The sequence below is a fragment of the Dactylosporangium fulvum genome (assembly GCF_025137375.1).
Taxonomy (GTDB): Bacteria; Actinomycetota; Actinomycetes; order Mycobacteriales; family Micromonosporaceae; genus Dactylosporangium; species Dactylosporangium fulvum.
Window position 1 is genome coordinate 4304678 of the sequence record NZ_CP073720.1, and the last position, 14108, is coordinate 4318785.

Sequence of the window (14108 nt, forward strand, 5' to 3'; positions counted from 1 at the left end):
TCAATCTATGTTCAAGTGTGAGACCGTAGGTGTGCTATCTTAGGACTACTAAGTTTTTTGTTAGGGGGTAAAAGGTCGGTATGCCGCGCCTGGGCCTGACGAGTGAGCGTGTCGCGGCTGCCGCAGCCGAACTGGTGGACGAGGTCGGGTTGTCGCGGTTGACCGTCGCGGCGGTCGCCCGGCACTTCGGGGTTTCCGACGCCGCGCTGTATGTCCACGTGCGCAGTCGCGACGCGCTGATCGAGCAGGTCGCGGTTCGCGCGGCGGCCGCGTTCGGCGACCGGATCGCGCTCGCCGTGGCAGGTCGATCCGGCAGGCAGGCCCTGGTCGGATACGCCGACGCCTACCGCGCCTTCGCCGTGGCGCATCCCGGGCAGTACGCCGCGACGCAACTGTCGCTGCCGCCCGAGGTCGGCAAGAGCTCGGCGGGCCACCTGCTCATCATCGAGCTGAGCTACGCGATGCTGCGCGGATACGGGCTCGACGAGCCGGGGCTGACCGACGCGATCCGGTTCGTGCGCAGCACGTTGCACGGTTTCGCGAGCCTCGAGGCCGCCGACGGCTTCGGGCACCCCCGTGACCTCGACGCGTCGTGGCGCAGCCTCCTCGAGGCGGTCCACACGACGCTGAGCAACTGGCCGACCGCAACAAAGGAGCAACGGTGAACAGCCCCGAGGGTCACGATCGGTACGTGCGGTCGGCGGACGGCACCCGTCTGGTGGTCCGGCAGGTGGGTTCCGGTGACCCCGTTGTCCTCGTGCACGGCTCCGGCGGCGGGCTGCACTCCTGGGTCACGGTCGCCGACCGGCTCGCCCCCGACCACGAGGCGTGGATGCCGGCCAGGCGCGGATACGGTCCCAGCGACGTCCCACCCGGAGTCAAGTCGTTCAAGGACGAGGTTGCCGACGTGGTCGCCGTCGTCGAGGCCGCGCGCGAGGCCACGGGCAGGCCGGTCCATCTCGTCGGCGTCTCCTACGGCGCGACCCTGGCGCTGCACACCGCGTCGACAGACCCGGGTGGCCTGCGTTCACTCGCCGTCTTCGAGCCCCCGCTCTTCGCGGCCGGGGCGGAGATCGTGCCCCTGCTCGACCGGTACCGTGCCGCCTTCGAGCGTGACGACGCCCCGGCGATGGCTGCGGCGCTGAACGAAGTGACACGGGTTCCGGCGGCGGTCGTCGCGGCGTTCGCGGCCTCGGCGGGTGACCGGGCGCCCGACCCGGTCGAGGCGCGGCGATCGGCGATCGGCTGGCTGCACGATCTCGAGGCGCTTGCCGGGGACGGCACGGACCTCACCCGGTGGTCCTCGATCACCGTGCCGACCCTGCTGATGCAGGGTGCCGACACCTGGGAGCCGGTGCCCACCACGATGAACGCCCTGGCGAAGGCGATGCCACAGGCGCGTCACATCATCTGGCCGGGGCAGTCGCACTTCGTGACCATGACGGCACCGGCGTTGGTCGCGGACACCCTGCGCCGCTTCTTCGCCGAGGTCGCAGCTGCGGCGCCGGAACACCGCCACCGATGACCGCACGCCGAGTACGGTGGGCTCACTGTGCGAATGCCATGCCGCACACCAGGTGAGGAGCAGCGCACCGGATGAGCATCACCGATACCGACCTCGCCCACCTTCGGCGGTGCGTCGATCTTGCCCGCGAGGCGCTCGACGACGGCGACGAGCCGTTCGGCTCCGTGCTGGTCTCGGGCAACGGCGTGGTGCTGTTCGAGGACCGCAACCGGGTCAAGGACGGAGATGCCACCCGGCATCCCGAGTTTGCGATATCGCGCTGGGCCGCCGAGCACCTGAGCCCCTCGGAGCGCACGAAGGCCACGGTCTACACCTCGGGTGAACACTGTCCGATGTGCGCCGCGAGCCACGGCTGGGTCGGACTCGGCCGGATCGTCTACGCGACGTCGAGCGCACAGCTGGTCTCGTGGCTGACGGAATGGGGAGTCCCTGGTTCGCCCGTGGCCGCGCTGCCGATCACCGAGGTCGTTCCCGCCGCGGTCGTCGACGGACCGGTCCCGGCATTCGCGGATGAGGTTCGCGACCTGCACCGACGGCGTTTCCTGCAGCCAGGGTGAGCCGTGCCGGAGCCGCGCTGCCCGTGCCGTCAGGGTGTCGGGTCCAGGGAGACCACGTCGGCGACGACACAGGCGATGTTGTCCGGGGCACCCGCCGCGTATGCGAGCGCGACCAGGTCGTCGAGCACCTCCTGCGGGCCGCCGGCGCCGGTCAGGGCCGCGCGCAGGTCGTCGGCGGGCACGACGGCGGACAGGCCGTCCGAGCAGAGCAGGTACCGGTCGCCGGCCGCCGCCTCGTGCAGCGAGTAGTCCGGCCGCGCGCCGCCGGCGCCGGTCAGCGCCTTCACCAGCAGGGAGCGCTGCGGGTGGGCGTCGGCCTCCTCGGGGGTCAGCCGCCCCTCGTCCACCAGCGACTGCACGTACGTGTGGTCCTCGGTGATCCGGAACAGCTCGCCGTCGCGCAGCAGATACGCGCGGGTGTCGCCGATGTGGACCAGCGCCAGCCGCGAACCGGCCCACAGCAGCGCGGTCAGGGTCGTCATCGCCGATCCGGACGGCGACTCGGCGGCGATGTCCTGGATCGCCCGGTCGGCGTCACCGACGGCGTCCGCGAGCGCGCCGAGCAGGTCACCGGCCGGGACCTCGAGCGTTTCCAGCGGCTTCAGCGCGTCGACCGCGGCGGCGCTGGCCCGGTCCCCGCCCGGGCCGCGCATCCCGTCGGCGACGGCGAGCAGGCGGCTGCCCGCATACGCGGTGTCCTCGTTGCTCGTGCGCACCAGCCCGGACTCGGACCGGGCCGCGTAGCGGATGCCCAGCGTCTGCGCGACGTCCCCCGCCGGACTCGCCCTGCCCGACAGGTGGTCGACGAGGAAGGTGGCGAGCCGGCCGCGGGCGGTCGTCTCGGTTTGGACCTCGTCCCAGTAGGCGGCGACCTCCTCGGCGGCGGCCGCCGGGCCGAGCGTGCAGACCGTGCGGATGCGGGCCAGCGGCATGCCCAGCCGGCGCAGCCAGGCGATGAGCCGCGCCTGGTCCAGCTGCGCCGGGTCGTAGAGGCGGTACCCCGACTCACCGTCGACCTCGGCCGGCGGCAGCAGCCCGAGCTCGTCATAGAGCCGCAGCGCCTTCGGCGACAGCCGCGCCGCCCGCGCGAACGCCCCGATCGTCAGCAAGCCCCGCATCGCCCCTCCTCGTCCGGTCGGATGCTGTGGCTTCACCCAGGGGGAAGGTCAAGCGGCGTGTTCTCGTACAGGGCCAGGTACCGCCGGGCGAGGGCGTCGTCGGCCGAGCCGATCGGCGACACGATGTTGTGGCCCAGGCCGAGTTCGGCCGGCAGCGTGTCCTGTACCAGTGTCGCCCCCGCCGCGGCGGCGAGGCGGGCCGGCACGTCGAACGCCGACCGGCGGTCGACGACCGTGTCGCCGGCCGAGACGGCGACGGCCACGTGGCGCAGTGCGCCCGGCCGCGGCCGGGACGGGTGGTCGGCGGCGATCCGCAGGTAGCGGGCGACGGCCCGGTACGAGTAGCCCCGGCTGTCGATCCGGTCGGGGAGCAGGCCCAGGCCGTACAACCGGATCAACGGCCGCAGGAGCACCGGCGGGATCCGGCCGGGGTGCGGGGCGTAGAGCGGCGCGAGGGCCAGCAGGCGGCTCACGGTGTCGCCGCGGTGGGCGGCGAGCCAGGTGGCGAGCACCGCCCCGCCGGAGACCCCGATCACCCCGACCTCGTCGCCGAGCGTGGCGGCCAGGTCGAGGGCGTTGCCGGCGTAGGCGAGCAGCCCTTCGACGGTGACGGCGGCGTGCGCGCCGGGCGTGGCGACGCCGTGGTGGGGCGCGCGGGGCACGCTGACGTTGTACCCCCGGTCGAAGAACAGGCCGGCGAGGACGTCCAGCTGTGCCGGGCTGTGCGTGTAGCCGTGCAGCATGAGGACGGCTCGCGGGCGCCGGTCGCCGTGGGTGAGCAGCCGGTCGGCGTGCCCCGGCGCGGCCCCGGTGGCCATCAGTTGCCTCCCAAGGGGACCGTCGCCCATCGTCCGGCGATGCTGTTCGCGCGGGCTGCGCCGGTGACAGGAGCAACTGGCGTCACTGTGAGCTCGATGGTGACTTGCGGACGAGGCCACTGAGGTGGTGCAGACTGCTCTTGATCGTTCGCGTCGAGCAGTGTCGTGTCGTGCGCAGATGCTGAAAATGGTCCGGTGCCAGCGGGGCGAGCAGTATGTCCGCCAAGGCCGGATCGGTCACGCCCGCCTCCGTCAGCAGGGTATGCACATGGGTTCGCCAGAACCCGTACGCACCGGTCGCGTACCTGCTGGCACCGATCTCCGCGCCCAGCGCGAGCGGAAGATGCCGTTCGAGTAGATCCACCATCGCGTCGAAGAACGCATTCAGCCGATCGTGCGGTGACGCGCCAGGTCCTAACGGGGGAGGGCCGGACAGGATCCGGCTCTGCAGCTCGCGCTCGTGCTCGTCCAGGAGAGCAACAGCGACAGCCGCGACACTCTCGTAGCGCCGATACAGCGTCCCCCGGCCGACACCCGCTGCCGCGGCGAGTTGGGCCATCGTCACCTGCTGTCCGTACATGGCGAACAGATCCTCTGCGGCGGCCAGGATGCGACGCCGGTTGGCCGCCGCATCCGCGCGCTCCACGGGACGCTCACCAAGCAGATTTTCCCTCATGCCCCGATCTTATCTGGACACCGCGTCCGGTTGCGCTACGCTGATAAGCGGACATCGTGTCCACATATGTTGAGGGAGTGACAGCATGCAGAACGTGATCGAGATCGCCGGACGAGAGGTTGGGCGGATCGGATACGGGACGATGCAGCTTGCCGGCCCCGGCGCGATGGGCCGGCCGACCGACGAGCGGCGAGCGATGGCCGCGATTCGCGCAGCCGTGGACGCCGGCGTGAGGTTGATCGACACATCTGGCTACTACGGACCCGCGGTGGCGAACGAGCTTGTTGCCCGAGCGCTCCGGCCGTATCCGAAGGACCTCCTCATCGCGACCAAGGTCGGCGCCAAGCGGACCTCCACCGGTGGGTTCGCGGCGGCGAGCCGCCCGGAGGAGGTGCGGGAGGCGGTGCTAGACAATCTGCGTCAGCTGCAGGTCGAGTCGCTGCACCTCGTGCACGCGCGATACATGCCGGACACGACCGTCCCGTTCGCGGAGACCGTCGCCGCGCTGGTCCAGTTGCGCGACGAAGGGTTCATCGAGCACGTGGGAATCTCCAACGTCACCGTCGACCTGCTGCGCGAGGCGAGCGAGGTCACTGCGGTCGCCTCTGTCGAGAACGAGCTCCGGCTCGGACACGCCATCGGGCGAGAGGTGCTCGACGCAACGACACGTGCGGGCATCCCTTTCCTGGCCTACCGTCCACTCGGCAACGGCGCCCTCGCCGCACCTTCCTCCCCTCTGGCTTCGCTGGCTCGCGTGTCCGGCATCGCGGCCGCGACCTTGGCGTTGACATGGCTGCTCGACCAGGCGCCCAACGTTGCGGTGATCCCCGGGACCGCGAACCCCGCGCACGTCGGCGAACTGGTCGCGGCGGAGACTGCGAAACTCGACGACGAAGTGCGGGCGGCGTTGGATGCGCTGGGAGGCGCGTGAGCGCCGTCATTGACGCTGGGCCGGGTGCGGCGCCGGTCGCAGCCCTGCCTTCGTCCACTCGGTGAAGCGACGGTGTGCCGTGGCGCGGGTGACGCCGAACATCGCCTCGGGCCTTCCACCACGAACACCCGGCCTGGACCAGCTCGCTTAGCGGCGCGGAGCCTCCCGTGATCATGAGCGATGGGGTTGTCGTGGTGGTTTCCGGCCGGTTTGTGGTCGTGATCGCGGCAAGTTCGCGATCACGGGTGCGGCGGTTGGGCCTGGCCGGGTGGTGTGGCTGCGGTGGGTAGATCAAGGGAAACTTCGGGTTGCCTGGGCAGCCAGATGTTTCCGATGATCAAGCAACCCGGGTCGGGCCATGCGCGGAGCGCGGCCAACTCCGCGCCATCGGGGCCACGGACGCCGCGGCACTACGGCGCGGCGCGGTCCGGCTCGGCGGCGCGGCCCGGCACTGCTTGACGTGATTCTTCATATGATCGCGGAGACTTGGTGCACCCCTGGAGCCTGTCGCGTAATTCGCTGGGACAGTGTTGGCGGCCCAACTACGCGCCGATCTTGGAGTTGTGGCGCCATGAACCTCCGAATTTGTCCGGATTTGTCAAGGACCACAACTCCAAGATCGGCGCGGTTGTCGGGGTTGACGCGCGAGGGATCCGAATTGCGCAACAGGCTCCCTGGCTGCATCAAGTCTCCGTGATCATGAAACTGTGGCGCCGCGCCCTCGTGATCGCGAACGTATCGCGATCACGAGCCGCAACCGGCCCGGGACCCGCGCGGCAACGCCGAGCGTCAGAGGGCATCGCTGAACGGTCAGGTGTAGAGACGGGCCGACGTGAGGGCTGAGAGGTGGAAGCGTCCCGTAGTTTCAGGTGATGTCGATCGAGATCGTCTTCGAGACCCCTGCTTGAGCGAGGACAACGAGCGTGGCATCGCGACCGGGTGGCTGCACGGACGCCTCTGTGCGCGCGGCCGTGTCAATGCCGCCGAGTTGGGCCGGCGGCGACGTGACGACGGCATCGCCGCGGTGTTCGCCTCTGATCTGCGCCGTGCGGCGCAGCCGCCAGTCACACGGGATCGGCATGTCGGTGCCGATCCCGTGTGACTGGCGGCTGCGCGAGTGATGAGAGCCATGGTCAGGCGATTCAGCGGGTGGCGGGGTTCCTCGCCGATCTGCCGACCAGGTGGGCCGGACACCGCACGACCTGTCGGGCCTTGGAGCAGGTGATCAACGGGCTCACCGTGCGGGAGTTGGTCGCAGCCGAATGGCGCCCCGGTTCCGCACCGCCGACTGACGTCTCGCAGCGGAACCATGCGGAGGAGACACCGCGGCTCCGAGCGACAACCTACAACGGCTCGTAGTTGTGCAGCACGACGCCGTTGCCGAACACGGTGGCGTCCTTGAGTTTCATCCGGATGTGGCCGAGGCCGTGGAAGGGCCGCGCCTCCTCGCTCCACACGACCGGGTGGACCCAGAAGTGGATCTCGTCCACGAGGCCGTGCCTGACCAGGTTGTACGCGAACTCGCCGCACCCGTAGGTCAGCAGGTTGCCCTCGTGGTGCGCCTTGAGCCGGCGCACCTCCTCGACGAGGTCACCCTTGACGAGCGTCGCGTTCCAGTCGAGCGGCCCGGTCGGGCTCGTCGAGGCGACGTACTTCGGGAGGCTGTTCACCCGGTCGGCGAACGCTCCGGTGGTCGCCGACCAGATGGGGGCCAGGGCCGCGTAGGTCTTGCGGCCGAGCAGCATCGCATCGGCGAGGCGGACCTCGTCCTCCCCGGCGGCCTCGTGCTCACCGCCGGGCTTGTACCACCCGATGGACGGGCCGATGCTCGCGTCCGCCGACATCTGCGCCGTGATGACGACCTTGCCCATGGCTCAGGAGAGCTTCGTGAGGTAGTCGGCCAGGGCCTCGTACGACACGCGGGAGCCTTCCTCCATGCCGGAGGCGGCCATGCCGTCGCGGTCCTCCTTGGTGTCGAACCGGGTGACACTGGTGACCGTGGTCTTGCCGTCCTCCTCGGTCAGCTCCAGGGTCTCCACGCACACGTGGCCGGGCATGCCCTCGAACTCGAAGGTCTGCACGATCCGCTCCGGGGCCTGGATCTCCCGGTACTCACCGCGGAACGCATACTGCTCGCCGTCCGCGTGCTCGACGAAGCGGTAGGTGCCGCCCGGGCGGAAGTCCATCGCGCAGTCGAGCGGGTTGCCCCGGCCCCACCAGTGCCTGAGGTGCTCGCAGTTCGCGTGCGCCGCGAAGACGAGCGCACGCGGCGCGTCGAACACGCGCACCATCTTGATCTCCAGGTCGGACGGCATGGTCACCGTCAGGTTGCCGCTCATCTCAGTTCTCCTTCTGCATCCGTCGCAGGTATTCGCCGAGTTGGTCGTAGCGCTGCTTCCAGTGCCGCTCGTAGCCGGCGACCCAGTCGGCCACCTCGCGCAGCGGCCCTGCGTCGAGGCGGCACGGCCGCCACTGCGCCTCCTTGCCGCGGGTGATCAGCCCGGCCCGCTCCAGCACCTTCAGGTGCTTGGAGATGGCCTGGAGGCTGATCGGGAACGGCTGGGCGAGCTGGTTGACCGTTGCCTCGCCCTCCGCCAGCCGGGCCAGGATGGCCCGCCGGGTCGGGTCGGCGAGGGCGCTGAACACTTCGCTCAGCCGGTCCACTGGCTTCACCCTTCTCAACCGCTCGGTTAATCAACTTGTAGGTTGAATATGCCCTGTGCCAAGCCTCACGTCAACCCTGCCAGCAAAATCGCGGACGGATGCCGTTTTATGGTGATCCGATGTCGTTGACTCTCTGCGTGATGCTCTGGGCGGTTGATGGCCGGCTCGACGACCTGGCGGCCTACGAGGACGACGTGCTTACGCTGCTCGGCCGCCACGGCGCCCGGCTGGTGGCACGGGTGCGGCACCGCGACGGGGGCGACGACCGCCCGGCCGAGGTGCAGATCATCGACCTGCCCGACGAGGCCGCGCTCGACGCGTACATGCGGGACCCGGACCGGCTCGCCATGGCACCCCGGCGCGAGGTCTGCGTGGCACGGACCGAGATCATGCGTGTCCAGCACGTCGCACCGCGCTGACGACGATCACGCCGTGCGCAGCGCGGCGGCCGCTGCCCCGGAAGCGCGGGTGGCGTCAGGCGCCGTTCCACACCGGGGGTGCGTAACCGGCCGGCTTGTCGCCGATGCCCAGGCCCGGGCTCACGATCCAGGACTGGTACTGCGGGGTGAACATCCCGTACGGCTGGATCGTGGGCGGTGCGCCGGCCTCGTCGAGCTTCCGGCGGGCCTCCGGCGGGAGCTCGAAGTCCAGCGCGGCCAGGTTGGCGTCCAGTTGCTCCGGGTTGCTCGCCCCGATGATGACCGAGCCGACGGCCGGCTGGGTGGCGACCCAGTTGATCGCCACCTGGGCCATGCTGCGGCCCACTTCGGCGGCCACCTTCTCGAGGACGTCGATCACCTGCCAGTCGCGGTCGCCGACCGGCCGGGGCGTGCCGCCGTCGCCGAGCCGGCCCGCGCCGGTCAGGCCGTCCGCGGTCCGGCGGTACTTGCCGGTGAGCAGCCCGCCGCCGACCGGGCTCCACGCGGTGAGCCCCAGCCCGAGCGTCTGGGCCATCGGCACGTACTCGGGCTCGATGCCGCGAGCGACGAGGGAGTACGGCAACTGGAGGTTGATCATCGGGGTGAGCGCGTGTGCCTCGGCGATGCTCTGTGCCCGTGCGGCGTACCAGGCCGGGACGTCGGACAGCCCGGCGTACCGGATCTTGCCGGCCCGCACGAGGTCGTCGAAGGTGCGGACCACCTCCTCGACGGGGGTGATGCGGTCCCAGGTGTGCAGCAGGTACAGGTCGAGGTGGTCGGTGCCGAGCCGGCGCAGCGACGCCTCCACGGCGCGGATCATGTGCTTGCGGCCGTTGCCGCTGGCGTTGGGGTCGGCCGGGTCGACGGTGTTGGTGAACTTGCTGGTCAGCACGATCCGGTCCCGGACGCCGGCGGCGGTGATCAGGCGGCCGAGGATGCGTTCGCTCTCCCCGGCGGTGTAGAAGTCCGCCGTGTCGACGAAGTTGCCGCCGGCGTCCAGGTAGCGCCGGAAGATGGGCTCGGCCTCGGCCTCGGTCTTGCCGTAGGCGGCGTGGAAGCCGTCGGTGCCGAAGTTCATCGTGCCGAGCGCGAGCCGGCTGACCCGCAGCCCCGAGCGGCCGAGCAGGTAGTACTCGTTCATGTGAGGTGTCCCGTCGCATTAATGGACTGTACGGTCCAACCCTGCCCTGGGCAGGATTGGACCGTCAAGTCCAAAATGCTCAGATGGCCTTCGTCACTACTTCCGCGATCCGGTTGAACGTGCTGTAGTCGCCGGCGCTCACCCGGTTCTTGGACACCGCGACCGCGATGCCGGTGGCGGTGTCCGCGTACGCCGCCGTGCCGCCGCTGCCGGCCATCCCGAACAGCGTCGGGCTGTCCAGCGGGCCGGGGAAGCCGATGGCGTACCCGAGGGTGCGGGTGCCCGGAAAGCCGACGACCTCGTCGGTGCCGCTGACCGCCGGCGCGGTCACCTCCTGCAGCCGGGCGGGACTGATCAGTCGCACACCGTCGACGTCGTCCATCAGCGCCGCGTACATGCGGGCGACCGCCCGGGCGGACAGCACCCCACCGGCCGGGATGTCGGCGGACAGCACGTCGGGCCGGTTGCAGTAGTCGGCGGTGGGCATGGCAGCCGGCGGCGCCGCCGTCCAGCCGTCCACGACCCGGAAGAACGGCACCTGCTCGGCCATCGCGGCGAACATCTCCGGCGTCATCTCCATGGCGCCCTCCGCCTCCTCCATCCGCGCGAGCCGGGGCTGCTCGGCCGCCGGCACCCCGAAGTACAGCTCGTCGGCGACCCCGAGCGGTTCGGCGACCAGGTCGCGCAGCAGCGCCGAGATCGGCCGCCCGGTGGCCCGGCGGGCGATCTCGCCGACGATGTAGCCGAACGTCTGCGGGTGGTAGCCCTGCTTCGTGCCCGGCTCCCACCACGGCCGGGCGCCGGCGATGAGGGCACACATGCGGTCCCAGTCGCACAGGTCCTCGGGCGTGGTGCCGACCGGCACCCCGGGCACGCCCACGGTGTGGGTCAGGGCGTGCCGGACCGTGGCGCGGTCCTTGCCGTGCACGCCGAACTCGGGCCACAGCTCGGCGATCCGCGTGTCGTAGTCCAGCTCGCCGCGCTCGACGAGCACGTGGATGACGGTGGACGCCACACCCTTGCCGGTCGACGTGGCGTGGAACGGCGTGTCGGATGCCACCGCCCGGCCGGTGGCCGCGTCGGCGACCCCGGCGACGGCGTCGGCGACCAGCTGGCCGCGGTGGTACACGGCCGCCTGCAGCCCTCGTTCGGCACCGGACGCGACCAGCTCGTCGACGGCCGCCTGCACCTGCTCCTGAATCTCACTCATCACACAGAACCTTCCGGGTTGATGTTGTGGTTGAAACGGAAGACGTTGTCGGGGTCGTAGGCCAGTTTGATCCGTGCCAGGCGGCGCAGGTTGGCCTCGGTGAAGGCGGCCGCGGCGCGGCTCGGGTCGTTGAGGAAGTTCAGGAACGACCCGCCGGTGGCGTGCTGGCGCAGCACCTGCGCCAGTGCGTCGTCGGCCGCGTCGATGACGATGGAGTACGGCGTGTCGCGGTGCCCGGCGGGCCCCGGGTCGTCGCCGGGGTCGGCGATGGCGCCGCCCCAGTGCCGGAACTCCACCGCGGCCACCGCCGGCTCGGCGCCGTCCTCGACGGCCGCCAGCACCGGCTTGACCACCTCGTCGGGCAGGCCCGCGTACAGGTCGGCCTGCCGCGGCGCGACGTCGCCGAGCGTGAAGCACCGCTCGGCGGTCAGGCGCTCGAACCCGCCGGTCACCGGCTGCCCGGCGACCTGCCGCAGCGGGTGCAGCAACCGCTCGGCGTCGGCCGGAGCTCCGAGGAACAGGCCGCGGACCGCCACCGAGCCGGGCTGTACCGCGACCACGACGTTCAGCTCCGGTGGCAGGCCGGGAGCGTGGTCGCGGTACCAGGCGAGGACGTCGCCGGTCCGCTCCGCCGGGAAGTGCAGGGTGCCGCCGTACGCCTCGGTCAGCGGGTACAGCCGGAACTCCAGCGCCGTCACCACGCCGAAGTTGCCGCCACCGCCGCGCAGCGCCCAGAACAGGTCCGCGTGCTGGTCCGGGCCGACCGTCAGCAGCCGGCCGTCGGCGGTGACCACCTCCGCGGACAGCACGCTGTCGGCCGCGAACCCGAACCGCCGCGAGAGCCAGCTGAGGCCGCCGCCCAGCGTGTAGCCGGTCACGCCGACGTCGCCGGCGGAACCGGCCAGCGGTACCAGCCCGTACCGCTGTGCGGCGGCGATCACCGCGGCCCAGCGGGTGCCGGGGCCGACCCGCGCGGTCTGCCGCTGCGGGTCCACGCGGACGTCGTCCATGGCCGAGGTCTTCAGCAACAGCGCGCCGTCGGCCGGCCGGAGCGTGCCGTGCCCGGTGGCCTGCACGGCGAACGGCAGGCCGTGATGCCGGGCGGTGCGTAGCGCGGCCACCACGTCGTCCGCGCCCGCGGCCTCGGCGACGATCGCCGGGTGCGGGTCCAGCCCCGGGTCGTGCGCCCGTCGGGCCAGGTCGTAGGCGTCGTCGCCGGGCAGTAGTAACCGCCCGGCGAACCGTGTTCGGAGTTCGTGCGCGGCGTCCGATGTCCCCATGACGCTCACCCTGCTGGGGCGGACTTACAGTTTCCTTACGCCGCCCTTTCTGCTGCCGGGTCGCCGGCGACCTGAGCGACGTAGGTGTTGAGGACCGCGTAGCCGCCGCGGTCCAGTTTGCCGTCCCGGTACAGGGCGGTGACCGTGCCGCGCAGCGCTCCGAGCCCGCGGGCCTCGCCGGCGGGGTCGCCGGTGGCGATCGACGCCGCGAGATCGTCGATCATGTGGTTCAGGTCCGCGGCGGTGTTCGCGTCCAGGTCCCCGGCGTCGGCCAGTTGCCGCACGGCCCGGCGCAACGCGACGATCCGGTCCGGCTGCGCCGGCGGCGGGGTGCTCGCCGAAGACACTGGCGAGGCGTCCGCCGGCGGTGACTGGGTGCGCGCCAGGGTCGTGGCGGAGCCTGCGGTCGGTGCCACGGTCACGTGGGTCGCGCCGGGCGCCGGGCCGTCGGCCGCCGGGGCGTTGCCGGTGGCCGCGGGCGGCGCCGCGGGCTCCGGTCCGGGCTGGACAGCCGGAGGCAGGAGCATGACGAGGGCCGCCGCGGCGAGGCCGGTCGCGCCGGTGGCCGCCGCGAGCCACAGCCGGCGTCTCCGGGGTCGCTGCTCGGCGGGTGGGGCGCCGGCGGGTCGGGCCGCCGTCACATCGTCGGCCGGCGCCGCCGTCCGCGACAGGATCGCCGACCGGGGCCGGGGGACCTGTGCGGCACGCGCCGCCGGATCTGCCGCCGCGGCGATCCGGGCACGGACCGCGGCGGTGTCCTGCGGGCGTTCGTCCGGCCCCTTGGCCAGCAGATCGGCGACCAGGTCCGCCACGGCGGGCGGCACGTCGGGACGGTGGACGTGCAGCGGTTGCGGTGCCTCGGTGAGGTGCTGGTGGACGATGCCGTAGCTGGTGCCGGTCGCGAACGGCGGACTCCCGGCGAGCATCGCGTACATGGTGCAGCCCAGCGCGTACAGGTCGCTCCTGGCGTCGACCGGTCCGCTGGTGATCTGCTCGGGTGCCATGTACTCCGGGCTGCCCACCGCGACGGCCGTCCCGGTGAGGGCGGTCTGCCCGGCGGTGTCCAGCAGCCGGGCCACACCGAAGTCGCAGATCTTCACCGCCCCGGACCCGGCCAGGATGAGGTTGCCCGGCTTGACGTCCCGGTGGATGATCCCGGCCGCGTGCGCGGCGCCGAGCCCGTCGCAGATCTGCGCGGCCAGCGTGAGCACGTCGGCGACCGGCAGGGGGCCGCCCGACAGCAGCTCCGCCACCGTCGGGCCGTCCATCAGCTCCATGACCAGGTACGGATCGCCGTCCTGGACGCCGAAGTCGTACACCCGGACGACGTTGGGATGCGAGAGCCGGCCCACCGCACGCGCCTCGCGCTCGAAACGCTCCATCGCCGTGGACCGGCCCAGGCCGCCGCCGGACAGCAACTTGATCGCGACCGGCCGGTTCAGCCGCAGGTCATGGCCGCGCCAGACGGTGCCCATGCCGCCGCTGCCCAGCAGCCCCTCCATCCGGTAGCGACCGTCGAGGAGCTGCCGCGCCGCCGCAACGGATTCACGCCGCGGGCCGAACCGACCGGGGGAACTGTTCACCGCACGCGCCGGCCGCGCCCGCTGGGTCCTGTTGAACGGTTGCGTACTGCTCATCTGATCTTCCCCGGCCTGCAGACATCGATGATCCACATCCCCCAACCGGTTGTCCGGCGTCGGGGTTACGGCTCGCCCGGTCGTTCGCTCCGTCCATGGGGTGAGCGCCGCGAGGGGCGCGGTGAACGGTAT

At 71.5% G+C, this 14108-nt stretch carries 16 protein-coding genes; 6 read left to right on the top strand and 10 right to left on the bottom strand.

All coding sequences use genetic code 11. The features are described from left to right. Nucleotides 1–80 precede the first annotated feature (80 nt). The 3 genes from Dfulv_RS20335 (at nucleotide 81) to Dfulv_RS20345 (ending at nucleotide 2082) form a co-directional block, all read left to right on the top strand. A complete protein-coding gene (locus Dfulv_RS20335) occupies nucleotides 81–665 on the top strand; it encodes a TetR/AcrR family transcriptional regulator (RefSeq protein WP_259865647.1) in 585 nt (194 codons plus the stop codon). After that, nucleotides 662–1525, top strand: a complete 864-nt coding sequence (locus tag Dfulv_RS20340; protein WP_259865650.1) for an alpha/beta fold hydrolase — start codon at nucleotides 662–664, stop codon at nucleotides 1523–1525. Before Dfulv_RS20335 ends, Dfulv_RS20340 begins: the two co-directional genes overlap by 4 nt. 71 nt (nucleotides 1526–1596) lie before the next feature. Continuing rightward, nucleotides 1597–2082, top strand: coding sequence for a nucleoside deaminase (locus Dfulv_RS20345; RefSeq protein WP_259865651.1), 486 nt, complete (start codon nucleotides 1597–1599; stop codon nucleotides 2080–2082). Between the two features lie 29 nt (nucleotides 2083–2111). On the opposite strand, the gene Dfulv_RS20350 is transcribed toward Dfulv_RS20345, so the two are convergent. The 3 genes from Dfulv_RS20350 to Dfulv_RS20360 form a co-directional block, all read right to left on the bottom strand. Beyond that, on the bottom strand, nucleotides 2112–3200 hold the full coding sequence (locus Dfulv_RS20350; RefSeq protein WP_259865654.1) for a MerR family transcriptional regulator: 1089 nt from the start codon (nucleotides 3198–3200) through the stop codon (nucleotides 2112–2114). Nucleotides 3201–3232: 32 nt separating this feature from the next. Continuing rightward, nucleotides 3233–4018 (bottom strand): alpha/beta hydrolase, encoded by a 786-nt coding sequence (locus tag Dfulv_RS20355; RefSeq protein WP_259865656.1) that lies wholly within the window; start codon nucleotides 4016–4018, stop codon nucleotides 3233–3235. An 82-nt stretch (nucleotides 4019–4100) separates the two neighbouring features. After that, on the bottom strand, nucleotides 4101–4694 hold the full coding sequence (locus Dfulv_RS20360; protein ID WP_259865658.1) for a TetR/AcrR family transcriptional regulator: 594 nt from the start codon (nucleotides 4692–4694) through the stop codon (nucleotides 4101–4103). Between the two features lie 94 nt (nucleotides 4695–4788). Here Dfulv_RS20360 and Dfulv_RS20365 point away from each other — a divergent pair, with 94 nt between their 5' ends. Further along, a complete protein-coding gene (locus Dfulv_RS20365; RefSeq protein ID WP_259865660.1) occupies nucleotides 4789–5625 on the top strand; it encodes an aldo/keto reductase in 837 nt (278 codons plus the stop codon). A 904-nt stretch (nucleotides 5626–6529) separates the two neighbouring features. Continuing rightward, nucleotides 6530–6727, top strand: a complete 198-nt coding sequence (locus Dfulv_RS20370; protein WP_259865662.1) for a histidine phosphatase family protein — start codon at nucleotides 6530–6532, stop codon at nucleotides 6725–6727. A 241-nt stretch (nucleotides 6728–6968) separates the two neighbouring features. Here the strand turns inward: Dfulv_RS20370 and Dfulv_RS20375 are convergent, their stop codons facing one another. The 3 genes from Dfulv_RS20375 to Dfulv_RS20385 are packed head-to-tail and all read right to left on the bottom strand — an operon-like array spanning nucleotide 6969 to nucleotide 8289. Then, nucleotides 6969–7496: a dihydrofolate reductase family protein gene (locus tag Dfulv_RS20375; protein WP_259865664.1), complete on the bottom strand. Its 528-nt coding sequence runs from the start codon at nucleotides 7494–7496 to the stop codon at nucleotides 6969–6971. A gap of 3 nt (nucleotides 7497–7499) precedes the next feature. Then, nucleotides 7500–7964 carry an SRPBCC family protein gene (locus tag Dfulv_RS20380; protein WP_259865668.1) on the bottom strand — a complete coding sequence of 155 codons (465 nt, stop codon included), beginning with the start codon at nucleotides 7962–7964 and terminating at the stop codon, nucleotides 7500–7502. A 1-nt stretch (nucleotide 7965) separates the two neighbouring features. Continuing rightward, complete coding sequence (locus Dfulv_RS20385) at nucleotides 7966–8289, bottom strand: ArsR/SmtB family transcription factor (RefSeq protein ID WP_259865670.1); 324 nt, start codon at nucleotides 8287–8289, stop codon at nucleotides 7966–7968. A 119-nt stretch (nucleotides 8290–8408) separates the two neighbouring features. On the opposite strand from Dfulv_RS20385, the gene Dfulv_RS20390 reads away from it, so the two are divergent. Beyond that, a complete protein-coding gene (locus Dfulv_RS20390) occupies nucleotides 8409–8708 on the top strand; it encodes a DUF1330 domain-containing protein (RefSeq protein WP_259865672.1) in 300 nt (99 codons plus the stop codon). 55 nt (nucleotides 8709–8763) lie between these two features. Here the strand turns inward: Dfulv_RS20390 and Dfulv_RS20395 are convergent, their stop codons facing one another. The 4 genes from Dfulv_RS20395 to Dfulv_RS20410 all read right to left on the bottom strand — a co-directional run bounded on the left by Dfulv_RS20395 (nucleotide 8764) and on the right by Dfulv_RS20410 (nucleotide 13976). Then, on the bottom strand, nucleotides 8764–9849 hold the full coding sequence (locus Dfulv_RS20395; protein WP_259865674.1) for an aldo/keto reductase: 1086 nt from the start codon (nucleotides 9847–9849) through the stop codon (nucleotides 8764–8766). A 79-nt stretch (nucleotides 9850–9928) separates the two neighbouring features. Continuing rightward, nucleotides 9929–11059, bottom strand: coding sequence for a serine hydrolase domain-containing protein (locus Dfulv_RS20400; protein ID WP_259865676.1), 1131 nt, complete (start codon nucleotides 11057–11059; stop codon nucleotides 9929–9931). Continuing rightward, nucleotides 11059–12339, bottom strand: coding sequence for an FAD-binding oxidoreductase (locus Dfulv_RS20405; RefSeq protein ID WP_259865678.1), 1281 nt, complete (start codon nucleotides 12337–12339; stop codon nucleotides 11059–11061). The genes Dfulv_RS20400 and Dfulv_RS20405 overlap by 1 nt, the downstream gene beginning before the upstream one ends. Before the next feature lie 35 nt (nucleotides 12340–12374). Beyond that, the gene (locus tag Dfulv_RS20410; protein ID WP_259865680.1) at nucleotides 12375–13976 is read right to left on the bottom strand and encodes a serine/threonine-protein kinase; all 1602 of its coding nucleotides are present in this window, start codon (nucleotides 13974–13976) and stop codon (nucleotides 12375–12377) included. Between the last annotated feature and the right edge of the window lie 132 nt (nucleotides 13977–14108).